This is a genomic window from Acidobacteriota bacterium (assembly GCA_021161905.1).
Lineage (GTDB): Bacteria > Acidobacteriota > B3-B38 > Guanabaribacteriales > JAGGZT01 > JAGGZT01.
Window position 1 is genome coordinate 1 of sequence record JAGGZT010000040.1, and the last position, 23,042, is coordinate 23,042.

Annotated in this window: 22 protein-coding genes; 19 read left to right on the plus strand and 3 right to left on the minus strand. The window is 52.0% G+C overall.

Annotated features, from left to right (window positions below; all coding sequences use genetic code 11):
* From J7L64_05610 to J7L64_05640, 7 genes are all read left to right on the plus strand, one after another.
* On the plus strand, window positions 1-437 hold a 437-nt coding region (locus J7L64_05610; protein MCD6451819.1), incomplete at its 5' end, for a UDP-N-acetylglucosamine--N-acetylmuramyl-(pentapeptide) pyrophosphoryl-undecaprenol N-acetylglucosamine transferase.
* On the plus strand, window positions 430-1,812 hold the full coding sequence (locus tag J7L64_05615; protein ID MCD6451820.1) for a UDP-N-acetylmuramate--L-alanine ligase: 1,383 nt from the start codon (window positions 430-432) through the stop codon (window positions 1,810-1,812). The genes J7L64_05610 and J7L64_05615, both read left to right, overlap by 8 nt.
* On the plus strand, window positions 1,805-2,719 hold the full coding sequence (gene murB / locus J7L64_05620) for a UDP-N-acetylmuramate dehydrogenase (GenBank protein MCD6451821.1): 915 nt from the start codon (window positions 1,805-1,807) through the stop codon (window positions 2,717-2,719). The genes J7L64_05615 and murB overlap by 8 nt, the downstream gene beginning before the upstream one ends.
* A 22-nt stretch (window positions 2,720-2,741) precedes the next feature.
* Window positions 2,742-3,569 carry an FtsQ-type POTRA domain-containing protein gene (locus tag J7L64_05625; protein MCD6451822.1) on the plus strand — a complete coding sequence of 276 codons (828 nt, stop codon included), beginning with the start codon at window positions 2,742-2,744 and terminating at the stop codon, window positions 3,567-3,569.
* On the plus strand, window positions 3,569-4,801 hold the full coding sequence (gene ftsA / locus J7L64_05630; GenBank protein MCD6451823.1) for a cell division protein FtsA: 1,233 nt from the start codon (window positions 3,569-3,571) through the stop codon (window positions 4,799-4,801). The genes J7L64_05625 and ftsA overlap by 1 nt, the downstream gene beginning before the upstream one ends.
* A gap of 46 nt (window positions 4,802-4,847) precedes the next feature.
* Window positions 4,848-6,047 (plus strand): cell division protein FtsZ, encoded by a 1,200-nt coding sequence (ftsZ, locus tag J7L64_05635; GenBank protein MCD6451824.1) that lies wholly within the window; start codon window positions 4,848-4,850, stop codon window positions 6,045-6,047.
* A gap of 101 nt (window positions 6,048-6,148) precedes the next feature.
* Entirely contained in the window at window positions 6,149-6,517 is a 369-nt protein-coding gene (locus J7L64_05640) for a hypothetical protein (protein ID MCD6451825.1), read from the plus strand.
* A gap of 69 nt (window positions 6,518-6,586) precedes the next feature.
* Here the strand turns inward: J7L64_05640 and J7L64_05645 are convergent, their stop codons facing one another.
* Window positions 6,587-8,167, minus strand: coding sequence for a GAF domain-containing protein (locus J7L64_05645; protein ID MCD6451826.1), 1,581 nt, complete (start codon window positions 8,165-8,167; stop codon window positions 6,587-6,589).
* 130 nt (window positions 8,168-8,297) lie between these two features.
* Between J7L64_05645 and J7L64_05650 the strand changes: the two genes are divergently transcribed.
* From J7L64_05650 to frr, 7 genes are all read left to right on the plus strand, one after another.
* Window positions 8,298-9,482, plus strand: coding sequence for an MFS transporter (locus J7L64_05650; GenBank protein ID MCD6451827.1), 1,185 nt, complete (start codon window positions 8,298-8,300; stop codon window positions 9,480-9,482).
* Window positions 9,483-9,557: 75 nt separating this feature from the next.
* Window positions 9,558-9,992, plus strand: coding sequence for a 50S ribosomal protein L13 (gene rplM, locus J7L64_05655; protein MCD6451828.1), 435 nt, complete (start codon window positions 9,558-9,560; stop codon window positions 9,990-9,992).
* Between the two features lie 25 nt (window positions 9,993-10,017).
* Window positions 10,018-10,410 carry a 30S ribosomal protein S9 gene (rpsI, locus tag J7L64_05660; GenBank protein ID MCD6451829.1) on the plus strand — a complete coding sequence of 131 codons (393 nt, stop codon included), beginning with the start codon at window positions 10,018-10,020 and terminating at the stop codon, window positions 10,408-10,410.
* 52 nt (window positions 10,411-10,462) lie between these two features.
* Window positions 10,463-11,251: a 30S ribosomal protein S2 gene (gene rpsB, locus J7L64_05665; protein ID MCD6451830.1), complete on the plus strand. Its 789-nt coding sequence runs from the start codon at window positions 10,463-10,465 to the stop codon at window positions 11,249-11,251.
* Between the two features lie 81 nt (window positions 11,252-11,332).
* Window positions 11,333-11,950, plus strand: a complete 618-nt coding sequence (tsf, locus tag J7L64_05670) for a translation elongation factor Ts (protein ID MCD6451831.1) — start codon at window positions 11,333-11,335, stop codon at window positions 11,948-11,950.
* A 14-nt stretch (window positions 11,951-11,964) separates the two neighbouring features.
* On the plus strand, window positions 11,965-12,687 hold the full coding sequence (locus tag J7L64_05675) for a UMP kinase (protein ID MCD6451832.1): 723 nt from the start codon (window positions 11,965-11,967) through the stop codon (window positions 12,685-12,687).
* A gap of 3 nt (window positions 12,688-12,690) precedes the next feature.
* The gene (gene frr / locus J7L64_05680; GenBank protein ID MCD6451833.1) at window positions 12,691-13,248 is read left to right on the plus strand and encodes a ribosome recycling factor; all 558 of its coding nucleotides are present in this window, start codon (window positions 12,691-12,693) and stop codon (window positions 13,246-13,248) included.
* Window positions 13,249-13,252: 4 nt separating this feature from the next.
* On the opposite strand, the gene J7L64_05685 is transcribed toward frr, so the two are convergent.
* Window positions 13,253-13,813 carry a glycerophosphoryl diester phosphodiesterase membrane domain-containing protein gene (locus J7L64_05685; GenBank protein ID MCD6451834.1) on the minus strand — a complete coding sequence of 187 codons (561 nt, stop codon included), beginning with the start codon at window positions 13,811-13,813 and terminating at the stop codon, window positions 13,253-13,255.
* A gap of 142 nt (window positions 13,814-13,955) precedes the next feature.
* Between J7L64_05685 and J7L64_05690 the strand changes: the two genes are divergently transcribed.
* Entirely contained in the window at window positions 13,956-16,367 is a 2,412-nt protein-coding gene (locus J7L64_05690; protein ID MCD6451835.1) for a tetratricopeptide repeat protein, read from the plus strand.
* A gap of 36 nt (window positions 16,368-16,403) precedes the next feature.
* Here the strand turns inward: J7L64_05690 and J7L64_05695 are convergent, their stop codons facing one another.
* Complete coding sequence (locus tag J7L64_05695; protein MCD6451836.1) at window positions 16,404-17,009, minus strand: phosphatase PAP2 family protein; 606 nt, start codon at window positions 17,007-17,009, stop codon at window positions 16,404-16,406.
* A gap of 115 nt (window positions 17,010-17,124) precedes the next feature.
* Between J7L64_05695 and J7L64_05700 the strand changes: the two genes are divergently transcribed.
* From J7L64_05700 to J7L64_05715, 4 genes are all read left to right on the plus strand, one after another.
* Window positions 17,125-18,990: a GAF domain-containing protein gene (locus J7L64_05700; protein MCD6451837.1), complete on the plus strand. Its 1,866-nt coding sequence runs from the start codon at window positions 17,125-17,127 to the stop codon at window positions 18,988-18,990.
* A gap of 109 nt (window positions 18,991-19,099) precedes the next feature.
* Window positions 19,100-21,364: a carbohydrate binding family 9 domain-containing protein gene (locus tag J7L64_05705; GenBank protein MCD6451838.1), complete on the plus strand. Its 2,265-nt coding sequence runs from the start codon at window positions 19,100-19,102 to the stop codon at window positions 21,362-21,364.
* Between the two features lie 44 nt (window positions 21,365-21,408).
* A complete protein-coding gene (locus J7L64_05710; protein MCD6451839.1) occupies window positions 21,409-22,731 on the plus strand; it encodes a B12-binding domain-containing radical SAM protein in 1,323 nt (440 codons plus the stop codon).
* A 70-nt stretch (window positions 22,732-22,801) separates the two neighbouring features.
* A partial coding sequence (locus tag J7L64_05715; GenBank protein MCD6451840.1) for a hypothetical protein occupies window positions 22,802-23,042 on the plus strand: 241 nt, incomplete at its 3' end.

Genomic DNA, 23,042 nt, shown 5'->3' on the forward strand with positions numbered 1-23,042 from the left:
AAACAGGCGAGGCGGATTTCTCGGAGGTGGAAGAGACTTATCGTCGTTTCCACTTTACCGCCGAGGTAGCGCCATTCTTCTTCGATATGCCGGAAAGGTATTCCCGGGCGCATCTCGTTATCAGCCGGGCTGGAGCCTCCACGGTGGCTGAGCTAACTGCCTGTGGTAGGGCAGCGATACTGATACCGCTCGCCAGAGCCGCCTCCGCCCATCAGCTGATGAATGCGAGGGCGCTCTCCGAAAGGGGTGCCGCGGTGGTAATAGAGGAAAAGGACCTATCCGGAAGCAGGCTTTCCCGGGAGATCATCTCCCTCATAAACGATGATGAGAAATTGAGGTCTATGGAGGAAAAAAGCAGGGCGTTGGGGAAGAGAAGAGCTGCTTCCCAGGTGGCTGAATTCGCCCTATCACTCGTTTCGGAGGGGAAAGGTGTTTAGGCGGTATAAACGGGTTCACTTCGTAGGTATTGGTGGGATTGGAATGAGTGGTATCGCCGAGGTGCTTCTTAATCTCGGGTATTATGTGAGTGGATCGGATTTAAAGAGGAGCAGGATAACCGAACGGCTCGCCAAACTCGGGGCGAAGATAACCTATGACCATAAACCGGAGAATATCGAGGGAGCGGATGTTGTCGTCTATTCCTCAGCGGTCTCCCTCGATAATCCGGAGTTGATGGCGGCGAAGGAGAGGCAGATACCGGTTATCCCCCGGGCGGAGATGCTTGGTGAGCTTATGCGGATGAAGTTCTCGGTAGCGGTTGCCGGTTCCCACGGGAAGACCTCGACTACCTCGATGATAGCGGTTGTCTTAAACGAGGCGGGGCTCGACCCAACCATTGTAATTGGAGGAAGATTGAACATCATAGGGAGCAGTGCCAAGCTGGGAAGGGGCGATCTCTTGGTCGCTGAGGCAGATGAGAGCGATGGGTCCTTTCTCAAGCTCTTTCCCACCATCGCGGTAGTTACCTCGATAGATAAGGAGCATCTGGACTACTACCACGACCTTGAGGATATCAAGAGGGCGTTCGTTGATTTCGTGAACAAGGTCCCCTTCTACGGCACTGGAATCCTCTGTCTCGATGAGGTAAATGTGCAGAGCATAATACCCCTTATCTACCGGAGGAAGCTCACCTATGGGATGAGCTCTCAAGCCGACTTGATGGCTGGTGATGTCGAGATCAAAGGGTTTTCCTCCCAATTTTCCGTCTTCTTCCGCGGGGAAAGGCTTGGTGAGCTTAAGCTCCGGGTGCCCGGGTATCACAGTGTTTACAACGCCCTGGCTGCGGTGGCGGTGGGGCTCGATCTCGAGATACCGTTTGACACCATCAAGCGGGCGCTCGAGGTGTTCTCCGGTGCTGACAGAAGGCTGGAGAAGAAGGGAGAGGTCAAAGGGATCCTCGTCCTCGATGATTATGGGCATCATCCTACCGAGATAAAGGTCACCCTCCGCGCGGTGAAGGAGGGTTGGGGGCGGAGGCTCATCGTCGTCTTCCAGCCACATCGCTATACCCGGACCAAGTTCCTCCTCGATGAGTTCGGGCGTTCCTTCTATCAGGCGGATAAGGTGATCGTTTCTGAGATCTACCCTGCCGGTGAAAAGCCCATCCCCGGGATCACCGGAGAGCTGATAGCGGAGAAGATAAGGGAGTTTGGCCATAAGGGGGTAATCTATGTCCCCGAGCTAAAGGATATACCAAAGCTACTCCTTGACGAAGTGGAGAAGGGGGATATCGTTCTCACCCTCGGGGCGGGAAATGTCTATAAGGTGGGGGAGGAATTTCTCACCCTCCTTAAGGGAGAGGAGGATGTTTGAATTGGCAACGATAAATCGGCTGGAGGAGATCGGACGGGACCTTGAGGTGGAGTTTATCCCGGAACCGCTCCTTTCCCGATATACCACTTTAGGGGTGGGAGGGGTAACGCCTTATCTCTTCTTCCCGGAAGAGAGAAACCTTACCCCTCTCCTCACCACCCTCTTTAATGAGGGGATCCCTTATCGGGTTATGGGTTTAGGAAGCAACCTCGTCGTCTCCGATTCCGGGGTGGCTGAGGTGGTGGTTACCCTGAGGCGGGTTTCTTCTCCAATTAAGGTGAGAGGGAGCATCGTATCGGTGGGAGGCGGGTTCCCCCTCTCTAAGCTCGCAAAGCGGGTGGGGGAGCTCGGTCTTTCCGGGCTTGAACCCCTATCCGGCATTCCAGGAAGCGTGGGTGGAGCGATAAAGATGAACGCGGGAAGCTTTGGGATGGAGATAGGCTCGCTGGTGGAAAAGGTGGTCCTCTTTTCCCCCTCCTCTGGACTAAGGGAGGTTTCCCGGGAGGAGCTTTCCTTCTCTTATCGTGGTTCCGGCGTCTCTCAGGGTGAGATCGTCCTTGCGGTAGAGCTCCGATTGACCCCGGAGGAGCCGGCTTTGGTTATTAAGAGACTGCGTGAATTCAGGAGAAGAAGGGAGTTGACCCAGCCGATAGGGGAGAGGAGTGCTGGCTGTATCTTCAAGAACCCAGAAGGGGCTTCGGCAGGGAGGCTCATCGACGAGGCAGGACTGAAGGGGATGAGGAGAGGAGGTGCTGTTATCTCTACCAAACATGCCAATTTCATCATAAACGAGGGAGGAGCTACCGCCTCCGATGTCTTCGCCCTTATCGATAAGATGAAGGAGGAGGTGCTTCGTCTCTTCGGCATAGAGCTTGAAGAAGAGGTGGAGGTCTGGGGGGAGAGGTGATATGGTTAGGGGAAGAGGAGGAATGGGCGCAGTTCTGGAGATGAACCCGGTACCATCGAGGAGGAAGGCGAAGAGGGGTTTATTCTTCCTCGTGGCTAAGATTGTGTTCAATCTCTCCCTTATCCTTTTAATCTCCTATTTCGGTTGGCGAGGATATCTCGCCCTTTCATCATCCTCGCGGTTTGCCTTCACCCGTCTTGAGGTCAGGGGAATCAATCATACCTCTTTCTCCGAGGTGAAAAGGTTGCTCTCGTTCGCTTACGGGGAGAACCTCCTTCGGCTCGATCTTTTCCGGGTGAGGAGGGTGCTTCTAACCTCGCCCTGGATCGAGGATGTGGTGGTCAGTCGGATGTTGCCCGATGGGTTGAGGGTGGATATAAAGGAGGCAAAGCCGATCGCCTTGGTGGAAATGGATGGGAGGAGGTTGTTGGCGACCAGCAAGGGGATGACCCTTCCCTTGGCGAGCTTCCTTGCTCAGGGAGGATACACGGGGATCGTTCCTTCCCGGAGGGAGAGGGTGAAGAGCCTTCCCCGGTTGGCAGTTGATCATCTTCCTCCTCCGGGCGAACTTATCTCCATCGTTAGCCTCCTTTCCGCGGCGAGGAGAGTGGCGAGGGTGCATGGAGAGATGATCGTCTCCGCCAGACTCACCAGGGAGAAGGGGTTGATCGTAAGGCTTTCCTCTCTTCCCGCCGATGTCATCCTTGGCAGTGGGGAAGGGGTCAGGTTGGAGCGTCTATTTGGCATTTATCCTGAGCTCCTCCGTTTTCGGGCTCGGGTGGAGTATATAGATCTCCGCTTTTCCGGGGAGATCGTCATTAAAAGAAAGGGAAGTGAGGAGAGTAGTTGATGGCGATCAAAAAGGAGAAGTACTTAGTAGGGCTTGACATAGGCACTCATAAGGTATGCACCGTAATTGGCGAGGTCAACCAGATGGGCGAGGTGGAAGTGATTGGGGTGGGGATCACCGAATCTCAGGGACTTCGTCGGGGGGTGGTGGTGAACCTTGAGGCGGCGGTGAACACCATCAGGGCTTCGGTGGAGGAGGCGGAGCTTATGGCTGGCTTCGAGATAGAGGCGGCGTTTGTAGGAGTGGCTGGTGCCCATATCAAAGGGATAAACAGTAAAGGAGTGATCCCGGTTCCGGCTAAGGATCGGGTGATAACAAGGAACGATGTGAACCGGGTGCTTGAGGCAGCATCGGCTATATCGCTTCCCGGGGACAGGAAGATACTACATACCATCCCTCAGGAGTACATCGTGGACGGGCAGGAGGGGATACTTGACCCTGTTGGGATGTGCGGTACCAGGCTGGAGGCGAATGTCCACATCGTCACCGCCCTTACCACCTCGATCCAGAATGTGGCGAACTGCGTCAATCGGGCAGGGCTCGCTGTTGAGGGGACGATCCTCGAGCAGATCGCGGCGAGCGAGGCGGTATTAAGCCCCGATGAAAAGGAGCTCGGGGTAGCTATTATCGACATCGGTGGCGGTACCACCGATCTCGCCATCTTCCGTGGGGGAAGCATCTGTCATAGTGCGGTTCTCCCTTCGGCGGGGGATCATTTCACCCGGGATATAGCGGTTGGGATCAGAACCAATATCAAGGAGGCGGAGAGGATAAAGAAGGAGTACGGATGTGCTCATCCCTCATTGGTCAAGGAAGACGAGACATTCGAGGTTCCGGGGATCGGGGGGAGGAAACCGCGGGTGATCAGCCGGAAGTCATTGGTGGAGATAATCCAGCCCCGGGCTGAGGAGATAATGAACCTGGTCTCCCTGGAGATAAAGAGGGTCGGTTATCACCGCTCTCTAAATTCAGGGGTGGTCCTCACTGGTGGTGGGGCGCTCCTTCCGGGCATCCTCGAGGTCGCTGAGGAGGTGTTTCAGCTTCCGGTGCGCCTCGGGATGCCCCAGGGGGTATCGGGTTTAATAGATGTGGTGAAGAGCCCCATCTACTCTACCGCAGTGGGACTGATCCTTTATGGTAGGAAGCGCCGGGAAGGGGGTGAGGTTTCGCCTGCTCCCCGTCTTTGGGATCGGGTTCTTTCCCGGCTTAAAGGGCTTTTTTCGGAGATTTGATGAAGGAAATTAAGGGAAAAAGGAGGGAGTGTATATGAGAGGAAGAATGAAAGGAGATCCCGCCACCCCGAAGATCAATTTCGCCCTCGAGGAAAAGGAGGGGTATGAGGCGAGGATAAAGGTCATCGGGATCGGCGGGGGAGGAGGAAACGCAGTAAACAGGATGGTCTCCGCGGATATGCGGGGAATCGAGTTCATTGCGGTAAATACCGATCTTCAAGCACTTCGTGCTTCCAAAGCGGCGGTGAAGCTCCAGATAGGGGCTAAGCTCACCAAGGGATTGGGCACCGGTGGCAACCCCGAGATCGGCAAGCAATCCGCCCTCGAGGATACGGAGAAGATCATCGATATGCTTGAGGGGGCGGATATGGTATTCATCACCGCTGGCTTGGGTGGAGGAACCGGTACCGGAGCAGCGCCGGTCATCGCCAGCTTGGCAGCTGAACTTGGCGCCCTCACCGTGGCGGTGGTTACCAAACCGTTCTCCTTTGAAGGGAGACATCGGGCATTACAAGCGGAGCGTGGGCTTGCCGAACTCAAGGAGAGCGTGGACACGGTCATTACCATTCCCAACGACAAGCTGTTAGAGACCGTTGCCAAGGACACCCCACTTTGGGACGCCTTTCTGATAGCGGATGAGGTTTTAAGACAAGGCGTTCAGGGGATATCCGACCTCATCACCATCCCTGGCCTCATCAACCTCGATTTCGCCGATGTGAGGACGATTATGGAGGGGATGGGGATGGCGCTTATGGGCACCGGGGTAGCCTCCGGTGAAAACAGAGCGGTAGAGGCGGCGAGAAGGGCGATAAAGAGTCCCCTCCTCGAGGATATATCCATCGATGGCGCCCGGGGGGTGTTGATAAATGTAACTGGAGGCAGAAGTATCACCCTCCATGAGGTGAACGAGGCGCTTAATATCATCCATCAGGCAGCGGATCCCGAGGCGAACATCATCTTCGGCGCAGTCATAAACGAGAAGATGGAGGATGAGATAAAGATCACCGTCATCGCCACTGGCTTCGAACAGGCAGCAGAACTGGGAAAAAAGGCGGAGACGATAGATATCACCAGGGCATACCAGGGAGGAGGTAATCCCTTTTTCTCAGGCAACCCGGGCTCCTCAGGGGAGATGCCCCCGATGAGTTTCGGCGAGGAAAGCCCTGGTTTTGGCCTCAGGAGCAAGCGCGATCTGGAAACGCTCGATGTCCCTGCTTTCCTTCGGAAGCGGGCAAAGAGCAAGTAGATTTTGTTTTATCTCTCCTTTTTCCCTTTAAGATGGGGTATAATATAAATGACAGTCCTTTTTATTAAGCGGGTTCCTTGGGGCGAAAAGAGGGCCGTTCGATGAGCGTTAAGATAAAGATAAAGGTGGGAGACCTTTCTCTCGATGGTGAGCTTTATGATACGCCAAGCGGAAGGGCGATCCTCGATATCCTCCCTCTGGAGGCGGATGGGTTGAGTTGGGGGACGGAGATCTATTTTCCGATAAAGCTCGATCTACCACTCGAGGAGGATGCCCGGGAGAAGGTAAAGCCGGGGGAGCTCGGCTATTGGCCCCCAGGGAAAGCTTTCTGTCTCTTCTTCGGTAGCGGAGAGGGGGATGAGGAGTTCCAAGCTGCCTCCAAGGTGAACATCATTGGCAGGATAAAAGGGGATCCCAAGGTTTTAGCGAAGGTGGAGATACCGGCGAAGATAGTGATCAGCCGCGCCTGAGCCTTCTCGGTAAGTTATTCACTTCAAAAGAGGAGAAGTATTCGATCCCCCTAAGATAGCAGAAGGGGGTTATTTTTTGCCGATGAGGCGGTAGCTTTCAACCGGTTTTTTGAGCCCCCTGAGCTTCTTCTTACCCAAGGGTTCTAAGAGGAACCTGTCCTTGATTAGTTTATAGGTTTCCTCTCCCACCACTATCTCCCCTGGTGCTGCTACCTCCTCCTCAAGGCGGGAGGCGATATTGACCGGGGTTCCGAGAACGGTGTAATCTATCCTCTTCGGCGAGCCGATATCTCCGGCGATCACCTTTCCCGTATTTATCCCTATCCTTATGGCGAGCTCAACCTCCATATCGCCTTTCTCGTTGAGTTCTTTTACCTTTTCCTGCATCTCAAGTGCTACCTCAGCTGCCCTTATCGCGTGGTCGGGCTGGGGGAAGGGAGCACCGAATACAGCCATAATGGCATCGCCTATATACTTGTCCAGGGTTCCCTGATAATGGAAGACGACCTCGGTCATCAAGGAGAAATAGCGGTTCAGAAGGAGGGCGACCTCGTGAGGGGGCATCTGCTCGGTGAAGGCGGAAAAGCCAGCGATGTCGGAGAAAAGGATGGTTGCCTCCCGTTCCGTCGCTGCCAGCTCGTAGTGAGTGGTTTTCTCAAGCGAGCTTATTATCCGGTTTACCACCTGCGGTGAGTGGTAACGTTCCAGCTTGCTTCTTACTTTCATCTCCTGCTTTACCTTCTCCGTGAGCTGTGCTCGCTGAATGGCTACCGCCGCATAATTGGCTAACGAACTCAGGAGCTCCAGATCATCGCTGGTGAAGACATTTTTCTCCATCGCGCTGTCGATATGGATCAATCCTATGACCTCGTCCTTATTCCATAGGGGAACGCACATCGCAGAACGGATGCCGTGGATGCGGATGCTTGCCGCCTTGTCGAACCGGGAGTCTGTCTGGGCGTCGGCGGTGAGGATGGCTACCTTCTCCTTGAGTACCTTGTCCGCCATCGTCTTGCTGATGGTGATCTCCCCCTTCTTCCCTTCACGATGCCTCGTCACCTTGGGGATAAGCCGTTTTCCCTCCTCATCGTAGAGCATCAGGAAACCACGATCGGCAGGGAGGTAGGTAAAGACGAGGTCCATCACCGCGTTCAATATCTTCTCCAGGGAGTCGAGGGAGATGAGCGCCTTTGCCACCTGGGAGAGGATACTGAAGAAGGCGCTTTTTTTCTCTTCAGGTGGTGCTTTCTTTGGGACCGGGGTGACAGCTTCTTCTTTGAAGGAGGGGAAGAGCTCGGAGAGGGGTTTGATGATCGTTCCCTCCTCGATTAGCATCCTCTCCTCGGAGAGGACGACCTTATCGGTAGGGAGCTTCAGGAAGTTCAAGGGGAATCTCCCAAGGTGTATCTGATCCCCATCCCTCAGCTCGGTTTCGGATATGATCGTCCCGTTCACCTTGGTGCCGTTTCTACTCATCAGGTCCACTATCCGCGCTTTCTCCCCTTCTATAATGATCTTGGCGTGGAATCGGGATATCCCCACATCGTGGAGCACGATGTCGTTTTCCCCAGAGCGACCGAGAGTCGTTACCTTCTTCTTCAGAGGGTAGGTATAATTCTTCCCCCCTTCCCGATAGGTTAAAGCGTACATTCTATCTTTACCTTTGAATAGAATTTATCAAATTTCTTGTAAATATGTCAAGCCAAATCGGTAAGAGCCCCAATAGGGGTTGACAAGTTGGTTTTTGTCACTATAATAAAGAGCTTCATTAGGAGGAGAGATGAGTAAAGGGGAGAGAAAGATAGTCGCCATAACTACCCTTTCCCATGGCTTAACCCATATGTATATTATGCTCTTCATCGCCACCAATATATTGATGGCAAAGGAGTTTGGACTCTCCCTCCTCCGGATAGGTATGGTGGGAACCGCCGCCTACTTTCTCTTTGGTTTCGGCTCTCTTCCGGCTGGTTTCCTCGCTGACAAGATCGGAGGAAGAAGGGTTCTCTTCCTCGCCTTAGCGGGGCAGGCGGTCGCTTCGTTTATGGTTGGTATGTCCCGTGGGGTCCTCTCCCTTCTCCTCGGGATGATGCTCCTCGGCACCTTTGCCAGTTTCTATCATCCCTCGGGATTGGCTCTTATCTCCCACAGCGTGCGGGCGAGGGAACGGGCGCTTGGCTACCACGGTATGGGGGGAAACCTGGGAATGGCGCTTTCCCCTTTGATCGCCGGCGTTATCGGTGCTAAGCTCGGCTGGCGTTGGGTTTACCTTCTGTTTGCTATTCCAGGAGCGGTTGCCGCTTTTCTTATCTGGCATACTTGTATCAAGGGGAGGGAGCGTATCTTCCTGGACCCGCCGAAGGCGAAGGGTGGAGAGAGCATAAAGGCGTTTCTTCCCTACCTTATCCCTATTTACATCGTTCAGGTGTTAGGGGGACTGATAAACAATGGGAGCTTTGTCTTTCTCCCTAAGTATTTTGCTGATAGACTCGGCTTCAGACTGGGAGGAGAGAGCTTGATGTTCGGCAATTTCGTCACCTCGGGAGCCCTTCTCATCGGAATGGTGGGACAGTATATGAGCGGACATCTTTCTTCCTTGTTTAAGTCGGAGCGAGTTCTTCCCGCTACCCTTCTCCTTTCAACCCCGTTTCTGTTTATCGCGGGATTCAGTAGAGGGGCGCTTCTCGTTATAGCCCTTTCCCTTTTCTCCCTTACCCATTTCGCCTTTCAGCCGGCGGGGAATACCCTCATCGCCAAGTATTCACCCGTTGGGGCGAGGAGCAGGTGCTATGCTGTGGGATTGGTCCTTGGCTTCGGGATGGGTTCTACCGCCTCTACCTTAGCGGGCTATATCTCTGATAATTTTGGAATGAACTGGATTTATCCAGTGATGGGGGGGTTTTCCTTCCTCGCTTTTATCTCCGGTTATGTCCTGTACCAGGTGGCTAAGAGAAGAGGAAGAATATGAATCCTTCCTTTTTCCTTGACATCAAACTAAATTTATTGTAGGGTAATAGGGCTTTTTATTGAGGTGAAGGAGATGATGCGTACTTATTTTCCGAAGAAGACCGAGATTGAGAAAAAGTGGTATCTCATCGATGCCGAAGGGAAGGCTTTGGGAAGGCTTGCCTCAACCATAGCTACCATCCTAATGGGGAAGAACAAACCGAGCTATACCCCGTTCATCGATATGGGGGATTATGTGGTAGTGATAAATGCGGAGAAGGTTAAACTCACCGGTAACAAGCTGAATAAGAAGGTATATCGTCGTCACTCAGGATATCCCGGTGGACTAAAGGAGATATTGGCGAAGGACCTTCTCGCCAAGTCCCCAGAGAAGCTGATTAGGTTGGCGGTATGGGGGATGCTTCCCAAGAACAAGTTGCGCAAGGTGCGGATAAAGAAGCTGAAGATATACGCTGGAGGCAGCCACCCCCATCAAGCACAGAAACCGGAACTTATTCCCCTCAATGGTTAGTAACCTTTGAAGGAGTGGAGGTAAAGTGAGTCTGATTCAGTATTATGGAACCGGCAAGCGGAAGACGGCGGTAGCCCGTGTCTATCTCCGTCCGGGCAAGGGAAATATCATCGTAAACAATCGCGATTATACCGAGTACTTCCCCCGTGAGCTCTACCGGACCGCGGTGAAACAACCCCTTTCCCTAACTCAGACCGCGGATAAGTTCGATGTCTATGTGAGGGCGAAGGGCGGAGGACTTACGGGCCAGGCGGAGGCTATCAGGCACGGGATCGCCCGGGCTTTAGTGGCTTACAATAGGGAGTTGAGGAATATCCTCAAGCGGGCAGGCTTTCTCACCCGGGATGCTCGGGTCAAGGAGAGGAAGAAGTACGGTCAGCGGGGAGCGCGGGCTCGGTTCCAGTTCTCCAAGCGGTAATCTCCACCCGAGCAGGTTAATGGTGTAATTATCTAAAATAAGGAGGTTGTGGTTGGTTTCCGTCAATATGAAGGAGCTTCTCGAGGCGGGGGTTCACTTCGGACATCAGACCCGGAGATGGAACCCCAAGATGAAAAGGTATATCTTCGGCGAGAAGAACGGGATATATCTTATCGACCTTCAGCAGACGATCAAACTCTTCAGGAAGGCGCTCGAGTTTGCCCGTGACTTGGCGAGCGAGGGTGGTAGTTTCATCTTCGTGGGAACGAAGAAGCAGGCACAGGAGGCGGTTGAGGAAGAGGCGAAGCGTTGCGGTGTCTTTTATGTCAACCAACGGTGGTTGGGAGGGTTGCTCACCAATTTCGCTACCATAAGGAAGAGGATAGATCGACTCGATGAGCTCGAGCGGATGAAGGAAGAGGGGAAGTACAGCCTCTTACCAAAAAAAGAGGTGATCAAGCTGGAGCGGGAGCGGATGAACCTATTAAAAATGCTCGCTGGTATCCGGGGGTTGAACGATCTTCCCGATGCTTTGGTCATCGTAGATTTGAGGAAGGAGAAGATAGCCTTAGCAGAGGCTAAACGGCTTGGTATCCCCGTTATTGCTCTGGTGGATACCAATTGTGACCCTGAGGGGATCGACTACCCAATACCGGGCAACGACGATGCCATTCGGGCTATCCGGCTCTTCTTGAGTAAGGTAGCGGATGCTATCTTGGAAGGCAAGATGCTGGCAAAGGAGACGGTGGAGGTAGCGGAGAAGGAAGGGGTGGCAGCTGATCCTTCAGCTTCCCAGGGTGAAGGTGAGAAGACCTCTCCTGAAGAGCCCAAAGCCTCTTAAGTGGCTATCGTCTTGGTAGCGGCGGAAGAAGTAGATAAGCAGGGTTCTTTTTCCCTTACTGTTCCAAGGAGGATGGTTTAAATGGATATTTCTGCAAGCAAGGTAAAAGAGCTCCGAGAACGGACAGGTATCGGCTTTATGGAGTGCAAGAAAGCCCTTATTGAGGCGAAGGGTGATATTGAAGAGGCAGTGAAGATCCTTAGAAAACGGGGGCTCGCCGTAGCCAAGAAGCGGGCAGGGCGGGCTACCACCGAGGGTGTTGTTGGTTCTTATATTCATGCCGGCGGAAAGATTGGGGTTTTGGTAGAGGTCAACTGTGAGACCGATTTTGTAGCGAGGAACGAGGATTTCCTTGCCTTGGTTAAGGATATTGCGATGCAGATCGCTGCCTGTCCCCCCAAGTATATCCGCCGGGAGGATGTTCCCCCCGAGATTATCGAGCAGGAGAAGGAGATAATCCGCTCCCAGTTTGCCGATTCCGGCAAACCCCCTGAGGTGATCGAACGGATCGTTGAGGGGAAGCTCAAGCAGTTCTATTCTGAGGTTTGTCTCCTCGAGCAGCCCTTTATCAAAGACGATTCCCGTACCGTAGGCGAGCTGATTGCGGAGAGGATAGCCAAAATAGGGGAGAACATAAATGTACGGCGGTTCGTCCGCTACCAAGTGGGCGAAGAGCTCCCCGATGAAAAGAAGGAATAACCCCTTATTCTCCGATGAGTGAGGACTCGCCAGTTTTCTCTCGTGTTCTTCTCAAATTAAGCGGTGAAGCGTTATTAGGCGAGCGGCAATCGGGGATTGACCCCGAGGCGAATCAAGCTATCTCCTCTGAGATCAAAGAGGTATGTGATCTTGGGGTGGAGGTTGGTGTAGTCATAGGTGGGGGAAATATCTTCCGAGGAAGCGAATCGGGGGAGCTTGGTATTGATCGGGTGACCCTTGACCAGATGGGGATGTTGGCTACGGTTATAAACGGTCTCGCCCTGCAGGATATGTTGGAGAAGCAGGGGGTAACTACCCGGTTGATGTCGGCGATAGAGCTGAGGCAGATAGCCGAGCCCTATATTCGGAGGCGGGCGATCCGTCATTTAGAGAAGGGAAGGGTGGTCATCTTCGTTGCCGGCACGGGCAATCCCTTCTTCACCACCGATACTGCTGCTGCCCTTCGGGCGGCGGAGATCAAAGCGGAGGTGCTCCTTAAGGCGACCAAGGTGGATGGGGTCTATAGCGCCGATCCCTTGAAGGATAAAAATGCGGTGCGCTATGATGAGCTCTCTTATCTTGCGATTATCGACAAGGGGCTCTCGGTGATGGATGCCACCGCTATTACCCTTTGTATGGTGAATCACATCCCTATCCGGATATTCAACATCTTCAAGAAGGGTAATCTAAGGCGGGTAATTATGGGGGAAAGCATTGGTTCCTTGATAAAGGAGTAGGCTATGTTAGAGGATATTTATACCGAAGTAAAGAGGAAGATGGATATCTCCTTAAAGAAGTTTGTGGAGGAGCTTAAGAGGCTGAGGACGGGTCGTGCTTCCATCACCCTCCTTGAAGGGGTGAAGGTGAATTATTATGGGACAGAGACCCCGCTCAATCAGGTGGCAAACTTAGCCGCCCCCGATCCTCATCTCCTGGTGGTTCAGCCCTGGGACCCTTCCCTCCTTCCTGAGATAGAAAAAGCCATCCAGCGTGCCGATCTCGGCTTGAACCCGATGAACGATGGCAAGATCATCCGCGTTCCCGTTCCCCCGCTTACCGAGGAAAGGCGGAAGGAGCTCGCCAAGGTGGTGGGGAAGATGGCTGAGGAGGCGAAGACTGCGGTGCGGCAGGTGCGGAGGATGGGGAATGATGAGGTGAAAAAGCTCGCCAAGGAAAAGGAGATATCCGAGGACGACGAGCATCGCGCTTACGATAAGATCCAAGAGATAACTGACTCCTTTATCGAGAAGATAGAGGAGGCGACGAAGAAAAAGAAGGAAGAGATCCTCGAAGTTTGATCAATTAGATCTCAGCTTTTTCCTCCGCAGGATAGGTAAGGGAGTAATAGGCGATAGCGAAGGGGATTATCCCTAAGGGAAGGGTAAATACCACCCCCACCCCAAAAAGAAGGGCACCGGAGATACCAATAAGGGAGACGACAAGGTAGAAAAGTGAGTGCTCAAGGATGTTCTTTGAGGTGAGTTCCCAGCTCTCCTTGAAGGCGTCCAGGGTAGCGAGGTTTTTGTCCACCACTAAAGGGAAGGCGTAGATCAACATCGCTCCGAATATAACCCCAGGGATTATGAACACGAAGAACCCGCCGATCACGATGACCGCATAGAGGAGGCCGGGGATGAAGGTTTTTTCCAGGTGATGAAATCCCCAAAATGAATCCTCAAAGCTAATCCGTTCCCCTTTTATCTTTTTGAAAGTCATATAGATATATCCGCAGATAACCGGTCCGGTAAGGATCCCCGCGGTGAGAACCTCGAGTAGGGTAAAGATGATGGCAGCGAGGATAAATGGCAGTGGCTCCTCTATGTAAAGGTCCCAGGCTTTTTTGATATACCCTTTATCTAACATACCTCTCCTTGATTCTTTCATTCAGTCTGCGCTAAGTATAGAAACGAGCCCCTCTTTTGTCAAGTTCCAAAAATAGCCAATTTTCGTGGAAAACATCGCTCTAATTTGTTATAATTCAAGAGGAAAGGGTGAGGAAGGGCTTATGAGAGGAAAGGAGAGATATTTCTTATCCCTTCGGTTGGTGGTAATTCTGGTGTTCCTGCTTTTTCTGCCTCGGGAGTTCTCCTCCATTCCATTAGAGGAAAGGGAGTTTTTAAACCTGAGGGAAGATGCGGTCTCTGCTTACCAGCAGGGGGATTATGGCCATGCCCTTATCATCCTTTCCCAGCTTAGAGAGCTTTCCCCAGAGCTGTATCAGTTGAACAGCTTTCCCTATCTTGAGGGGCGGATAAAGGAAAAGCTTGATGATCTTCAGGGGGCGCTTTCCGCCTACGAAGAGGTGCTGGTTCATCATTCTCCTCTTGAAGCTTATGCCTGTTTCCGGGCAGGAGAGATCTTCACCCGCCTGGGGGAGAAGGAGAAAGCGATAGCCCTCTACCGCTCGTTTTTGGAACGATTTAAGGAAAACCATCTCCTTCCCCAGGTAGAGCTTGCCCTTTCTTCCCTCCTCATCGAAAAGGGGGATGTAGAGGGCGCCTTCTCCCTCCTTCAACCCCTTATCAAGGGTAAGGGAAGGGTTAAGGTGAAGGCTCTCTTTCTCCTCGCCAAAGGGTATGAGGCATTGGGAAGGGTAGATGAGGCTGTCTCTTCCTATTATCGGGTAATAAAATTTAGGGGTAGGGATGACCTCGCCCTTTCCGCCCTTACCCGACTTGAGGTTCTGGAGGGGAAGAAAAGGCTTCCCCCAGAACGGCTTTTTCTTCGCGCTGAAGCGTTCTTTGCCAACCGGGAATACACCCGGGCAATTCCTTATTATCTCCGTCTTCTCTCCCGCTATCCGAGAAAGAAAGAGGGGATCGAGGCGTCCTTTCGCCTAACTACCATTTTCCGGCGCTTAAGGAAGTACAGTAAGGCGCTTCAATTTAATTATTTTGCCATTAAGCGAGTGCGGAGCTACCGCTCGAAGGCGAGAGCCTATTTTGAGCGGGGGGTAATATATCAGAGAATGGGGAAGGTCTCCTCCGCCCGCTCCTCGTTCAAACGGGTCTTCTCCCATTATCCCAGGTCATCTTATGCACCGTTAGCCCTCTTCCAGCTTGCTGAGATCGAACGGAAGAAGAAGAGGTATCGGAATGTCCTATTCTATCTTAAGAAGCTTGAGCGGTCTTACCCCAACTCCTCCTTGGTGGTGAGGGGGAGATTGCTCGGAGCGAGGATCGCCCTCTCCCTCGGTTGGCGCGCTTCTGCCCTCTCTTGGCTTTCTGGGATAAGGGCTAAGAGAAAGGATGACCTCGCCGAGCTCCTCTTTCTTAGAGGAAAGATCTATGAGCTTTCTGGGGATGAGGATAAGGCGGTTTCTTCCTATCTTAGGCTATCTACTGAACTTCCAAACGAGTATCTCTCCCTTCTTGCCCGGGAGAGGATCGCTCATCTCCTTTCTCCGGAGGAGAGAAGAAGAAGAGCGGATTCACTTTTGTCATCAGCAGTGGACCTTCCTTCCCTATCCTCCAAGCGGCTTAAGCTCCTGATTGGGGCGTTTTTCCTTGCTCCAGAAGGTAGCGAGGAGAAAAAGGAAGCAGAGCTCGCTCTTTCTAAAGAGATCGGTCCCCTGAATTCCGCTTTAGCTCTTGAAGAGGACCTCATCAAGAGGGAGTTGAGGAAGGTAGAATCGCCTGCACCCTCCTTCTCCCCTCTTGAGGAAGTGAGGGAGCTTTTCTTCCTCGGGATATACGACGAAGGGGCAGAAACCCTTTCTACGATCCGGGGGAATCATTCCTCGTTTTACTATTTCCTTGCCCGGGCTTATTTCAAGGGAGGGAAAGTGAGACCATCCATCGCCTATGCGGAGCGGACCCTTTCTCTCCTCCCCAATGCGATCCCCTTTGAGCTATTGCCCAGGGAGCTTAAGGAGCTTCTCTACCCCGTTCCCCCCTTCTATCCCCTTATCGAGAAATACGCGGAGAAGAGGGGGCTCGATCCCCTCCTTGTCTCCGCCCTTATCCGGGAGGAGAGCAGATTTGATCCCCTTGCTAAATCCGGTGCCTCCGCCCGGGGGCTGATGCAGTTGATCCCGGAAACAGCGAGAGGTGAAGGGAGGAGGATCGGTTATCGAAAGGTGAGCCCGAGAGACCTCTATCGACCTGAGGTGAACATCGATATCGGGACTGCCCATCTCGCCCGGCTTATCCGCGATTTTAATGGCTTCATCCTCCCTGCCCTTGCTGCCTACAATGCGGGCAAAGAGGCGGTTAAGAGGTGGCTCTCCCTTTCTTCTTCCCTTTCCGATCCCGATCTCTTCCTTCTTGAGATAGGTTATCGGGAGACGAGACGCTATGTACCCCTTGTTGCCAGAAGCTATCTCCGCTATTATCAGGTTTTGAAGCCCGACAAACTTAGGGAGGCATTGGTTACCATTAGGGGAGAGGGAGAGCCGGTTTTTTCTGCTAATAGATGAGTAAATCGCCCCTCTTCAAGGGTCCCATTCCCAGGGTTAGGCTCTTTTGGGAAAGAGGGGTGACCTGTAGATGAAGAGAAGGTAGCTTATGATGGCAAGGAGGATCCCTCCTCCGATGTCTGCGAGGTAATGTTGCTTGATGAAGAGGGTGGAAAGGCTGATGAGGAACGACCAGACGATGAGGAAGACCCCGAAAGACCGGTTGAGTTTGAGGCTCACTAACGCCCCGAAGAATATCGCCGCCACATGGATGCTGGGAAAACAGTTCCCCGGTCCATCGATGGAATAGAGCGTTCTTATACTCCAAAGGGTAATACCCTCCCCCACCGCTTCGGGGCGGGTCATCTTCACCGGAAAAAGGAGGAAAATGGTGAAGCTCACGCTGAAGGAAAAGACATATCCCTTCACCACCTGCTTCAGCTGATGGTAGCTTTTGATGATGGCAAGGGGAGAGAAGATTACCCCCCAGATGGCGAGGTAGATATAGAGCCAGCCGGGTTCAAACGGTATCGCTGTATCAAGGGGAGTGCTCAGGGAGTAGCCAGCCCGGGCGGTTGAAAGGTGATTGGTGAGGAAATAACCCACCATCCAATAACCGACCAACCCTAAAACGAGGATTTTTCCTTTAAGTTTTTCCCTCATCTTGGTTCGGCTAATTTTAGGAGATAAAGAAGGAATGTGTCAACTTCCTTACATTCCCTTTTTCTTGACAGTGTTAAACTGATTTTCTATTATTATAGACAACTTAAGGTGGTTAATGAACAAAGGTCGTCTGTTGTTGGTTTCCTACCGGAGGGAAAGGGAACTTGAGAAAGTCCTTTCCTCCTATGAGGTAGTAACCGCTTCTTTTGCTTCCACTTTATCCCTCCTTTCAGGGAGCCGGTTTGATTTCTTCATCTTCGTTTCGGAGGAGCTGTCGGAGAAAGACCTCACCCTTCTTTCCCAGGTGAACGAGGTGGCTCCCTTTACCTTCCGTCTGGTGAGGGCGCCGATTCCCTCCCCTGAGGTTATGCTGAGGTTGATAAACGAGCTTTATATCTCGAGGTTCATTCCCCTCTCCGCCCCTCCTTCCGAGGTGGTTTCCGCCATCGAGGGTATCTCCAAGATGGGCAAGAGGATGAGGAGCGAATTGAGGAAGCTCGAGCAGAGAATAAAGGAGCTTAACGAGATTGGTATCGCTCTTTCCACCGAGCACAACCTCAAACGGCTCCTCTCTCGCATCCTCCTTGAAGCGAGGAGGCTCACCAGAGCCGAGGCAGGAAGCCTCTATTTGGTGAAGGGGGGCAAGCTGAGCTTCGAGGTGGCGCAGAACGATTATATCGAGAGGAAAATGGGTAAAGAGGCGTTTCGCAGTATTACCCTTCCCCTTGAGCCAAGCTCCATCGCCGGCTATGTCGCCCTTACTGGAGAGGTATTAAACATAGAGGATGCCTATCACCTTCCTCCGGATAAGCCATATCGGTTCAACCAGGAGGTGGACAAGAAGATCGGCTACCGGAGTCGCTCGATGTTGCTCGTCCCAATGAGGAACGAGAAAGGGGAGATTATGGGGGTGGTTCAGCTGATAAACGCCCTTGATGAGAAAGGGGAGGTGGTTCCCTTCCGCTGGGACTACGAGCCATTGGTGATGTCGCTTACCTCGCAGGCAGCGGTCGCCATCTCCAACGCCAATCTGATCACCGAGATAAAGGAGCTTCTTCGATCGTTGGTAGAATATTCCGCCTCCTTGATAGATGCGAGAAGCGCCCACACTGCGGGGCATACGGAGCGGGTTGCCCGTTATACCCTGGAGATAGCCCAGGCGATAAACGAGGAGAAGGAGGGACCGTTCGCTTCGGTCAGCTTCTCCCCCGATGAGATGGAGGAGCTGTTATTTTCCGCCTATCTCCACGATATTGGAAAGATCGGGGTCCCTGAAGCCCTCCTTGACAGGAGGATGAAGCTGAACGAGGAGGAGATGGAGGTTATCCGTCTTCGCTTTGAGCTGGCAAAGTCGATCCTTAAAAACCAGCTTTTGGAGAAGAAGGTGAAAGGAACCCCTTCTTCTCAGCTGAAGGATGAGAAAGAGCTTGAAGGTAAGATAGCCGAGCTCGATAGCGCCTGGGGATTGATAAACAAGGTGAATAAACCCTCTCCTCTTTCAGGGGAGGATCTTCGGAGATTGAAGGAGATCTCCTTGCTTCGGGTGGACGGTCTCCTCCCGGAAGGAAGGCTTATCACCGATAAGGAACTTGAGAGGCTCTCCGTTCCTTCGGGCAATCTTACTATGGATGAGCGGAGGCGGATGGAGGATCATGTCCGGACCACGATAAATATCTTGAGCAAGATACCCTTCCCCTCCCACTTAAAGCGGGTTCCCTTCATCGCTGGTGCTCACCATGAGAGACTCGATGGAAGCGGTTATCCCCAGGGACTCACCGCCAAGGACCTTCCCCTTCCAGCAAGGGTTTTGGCTATAGCCGATTTCTATGAGGCGTTAACCGCTGGGGATCGTCCCTATAAACGGGCACTCACCAGGGAGGAGGCACTCGCCATACTCAAGGAGGAGGCGGATAAGGGGAGGTTGGACCAGGATGTGGTTCGGCTAATCATAAGAAAAGACCTTTTGAAGAGAAAGCAGTAAGTTTCTTAAGTCTTTTCCCCCTTTGTTGGTGTCTAATATGAGGAGGGAGTTTTTTGTTTTAAGGTGAGAGGAATGTCGCAACCTATGGGTGAAGGAGAAAGGAGGGAAAATGAGAGGAGAAAGGTTTTTACTGATCGGAGCGTTTGCTTTCTTCGGTTTATTCTTTTTATCGAATCTCTACGCTTTGGCTGGTGAGGGGACTAATATCTATTCCTACCATGCTTTTAAGTACGATGGCGACCCAAAGGTGAAGATCGACGGGAAGCTCGACGAACCCATATGGAAGAAGCTCAAACCGATAACCAATTTCATCCAAACCGACCCCGATGAAGGGGCGCCAGCTACTGAGCGAACCGAGGTCTATATCTTCTATGACAACAAGAATATCTACTTTGGCTTTATCTGTTATGATTCTCAGCCGAATAAGATATTAGCCTATGTTACTCGCCGTGACAACTTTAGAAGCTCCGATTCCATTACCATTCTCCTCGATACCTTCCATAATTTAAGAAACGGCTATTCCTTCACCCTGAATGCCAGGGGAGTGCAGAGGGATGAGCGCCTCTCTGAGGTTACCGGTGGTGGTGGCAGAGGAAGAGGGAGGGGGGCACCTGGGTTGATGCGAGACAGGAACTGGGATGGGATATGGATGAGCGCCGCCAGGATCACCGATTTCGGCTGGACCGCGGAGATTGCCATCCCCTTCAAGACGCTGAGGTTCAAGCCGGGTAAGGATCAAGTCTGGGGGCTAAACATATCTCGGTACATTATGAGAAAGAACGAGACTGTTTGTTGGGTGCCGGTGAAGAGGTACGATCGAGATATGAGGCCCTCGAAGGCGGGGGAACTCACCGGCATCTCCGATATCTATCCCGGAAGGAATATGGAGTTCCTCCCCTTCTTCGTTTACCGGAATGAGAGCCATATGGAGGATGAGTTGGATACCGTGGTGAGCCGCCCCAAACTCGGGTTGAACTTCCGCTACGGGATCACCTCCGATCTCGTTGCCGATTTTACCTTGAACCCCGATTTCGCCCAGACCGAGGTTGATGTAGAGAATATAAGGCTTTCCAAGTACGAGCTATTCTACCCAGAGAAACGCGCCTTCTTTATGGAGGGGGCAGATATATTTAAGACCCCGATCCAGCTCTTTTTCAGCCGGAGGATCGGCCGTATCCTCCCCGATTATTCAGAGCAACCGCTTGCCCTTGGGGGGAAGGTTATCGGGAGTATCGGGAAGCAGAGGATAGGGATCATCGAGGCGGTAATGTCCCCTACCTCCTATTACGATCCCGATGATGGTGAATATCAGGATGTTGCTGGAGCGAACTTTTTCGTTTTCCGCTGGCAGAGAGATATCCTGAAGAAGTCGAGCATCGGATTCATCACCGTCAACCGGGACCAGAGATACGATGGGGAGCTGGATACCCAGCGGGCTCATGGCGTTGATCTCGCCTTAAACTTGGGGGATCATACCCGGCTCTACTCCCAGTTCGCTGCCAGCTCCCAGCCAGGGGATAACGCCGATTTTATGAGCCGAACCGCCTTTGTCGCTGGGGCGAGCTATCGGAGCAATCAGTTTGAAGCGAGCTTCGGCTTCCAGAATATAGGTGAGGATTTTGATGTAAGCAGGATAGGATATTATCCCCGGGTCGATAGATTGGGGGGTAATGGCTCGGTTGAATTTCGCCCTTACATATTTAGCCATGGGATAAGGTATCTTAGCTTCCGTACATCCTATAGCCGTCTCTTCAACCATTCCGGCGAGCTTGAGGATGGAAATGTTGATTTTTCCTTTGGGGTTAACCTCAGCAATTTCTGGTATATGGGAGCGAGCTATTCGATAACCGATGAGCGGTACTTTGTGTTCGAGGATGGAGAAAAGAATTCCGAGCTTACCACCATTTATAGGAAGAGGAGGTTTTCCTTCCGTATCTTCAGCCCGTGGAATAAACCGATTGGTGGCAGACTTATGTTCAGCAAGGGGGACTATATCGACTACGCCGATTGTTTCTTCGGGGAGAATTATTCCCTCAGTTTGGGGATGAATGCAAGGATTGGTACTAAATTATCTCTTGACTTTAATGTCAATTATATTAGAGAATTTTATTCAGATGGAAGGTTTCAGGAGAATCGTGGGCTCTATGTAACCAGGGTAAACTACTCCTTCAACCATAAGGCGAGGATAAGATTTGTTGGCCAATATAATGTGGAAACCGCTCAGTTTATTGCTGATTCCCTGTTCACCTATGATTTCACCGCCAGAAGCGGTTTTTACATCGGCTTCCGCGATCGGAGGAACCTCGATCCAACATCCACTGCTCCCGAGGAGAAAAGATTTTTCTTTAAGATCTCCTACCTCCTATCGTTATAAGCTTTTTTATTTAAATAGATTTAATTTAACTGAAAGGAGAGAAGATGAAGATTACCCTTATCTCTCCTTCTAACCCCTATGTGTGTATCGAAAGGGGAAGAAGGATGCCCCAACTCGCTCTCCCCCTTATTGCTGCCCTTACCCCGCCTGAGTTCGAGGTGAGGATAGTGGATGAGGATATCGAGGAGGTCGATTTTGATGAGGAGGTCGATTTGGTGGGGATCAGTATGATGACCTCGCAGGCGCGTTCCGGCTACCGCATTGCCGACGAGTTCCGAAAGCGAGGGGTAAAGGTAGTGGTTGGGGGGATCCATCCTTCCCTTCTCCCCGAGGAGGCAGGTGAGCATGCGGATGCGGTGGTCATCGGAGAGGCAGAGGATATCTGGGGGGAGGTTTTGGCTGATTTTAAGAGGGGAAGGCTGAAGAAGTTCTATCGGGCAGAGAAGTTGATCGATCTTACCAAATTGCCCCTGCCGAGGAGGGAGCTTCTCCACACCGATTCCTTTTTCTCGCCCTTTCCAGTTCAGGTGTCCCGAGGATGTCCCAATCGCTGTAGCTTCTGCTCCGTCCCTCTATTCTTTGGGGGAAGCTATCGTTTCCGTCCCATTAGAAGCGTGATAGAGGAGATAGAGAGATCGGATAAGAAGAATGTCATCTTCCTCGATGACAACATCGCCGGCGATCTTGACTACGCCACCAAGCTATTCACCGAGTTGAAACCGCTTAAAAAACACTGGGGCGCCCAGTGCAGTATAACCATTGCTCGCCATCCGGAGCTTCTAGAACTCGCCTCCCGTGCTGGCTGTCTCGCCCTCTTCATCGGTTTTGAGTCCATCTCCAAGAACAATCTCGCCGGAGTGAAGAAGGGGTTTAACCATCCTGAGGAGTATGCTGAGGCGATAAAGAAGATCCACAGCTATGGGATAAACATTATGGCGGCGTTCATCTTCGGCTTCGACCACGATGATCCCTCCATCTTCGAGCGCACCGTTTCCTTCCTTATCGAAAACAAGGTAGCCATTGCCAACTTCGCTATCCTTACTCCGTTCCCCGGCACCGAGGTCTACAAACAGTTCAAGAAGGAGGGGAGGATCCTCACCTATGACTGGGACCTCTACACGGCGAACCAGGTGGTATTTCGTCCCAAGCTGATGAGTCCGGAGGAACTTTTATTCGGTTTCGAGTGGGCGGATAAGGCGTTCTTCAACCTTCCCTCGATAGCAAAGAGGTTCCCTGCCAATTGGCGTCATCCCCTTTTCTACTTCGTGCTCAACTTCACCTATCTGGATATTCGAAAAAGAAGACCCCGTCCCGATGAGACATTATTGCGCGAGGTGTTCAATGGAGCACATAAGGTTATCGTGTGAGCATCCTCATAGGATATGACTTTTCTGGATTGAGAAAGTCCCTCGTAGCGGACTGAATGTTTAATGAAGAATGGCGGGAAATGGTTCTCAAAATGCAATAAATGGTTCTCAGATTGCGATAAATGGTTCTCAAAATGCAATAAACGGTCTCCAGATTACGATAAATGGTTCTCAAATTACAATAAATGGTTCTCAGATTGCAAATAAAGGTTCTCAGAGCGACCATTTATCGCGAGAAGTTGAGAATAATCAAGAGGATAGGAGGAATAATAGAAAGAGAAAGAGATATATAATATATATAAGGGGAGGAG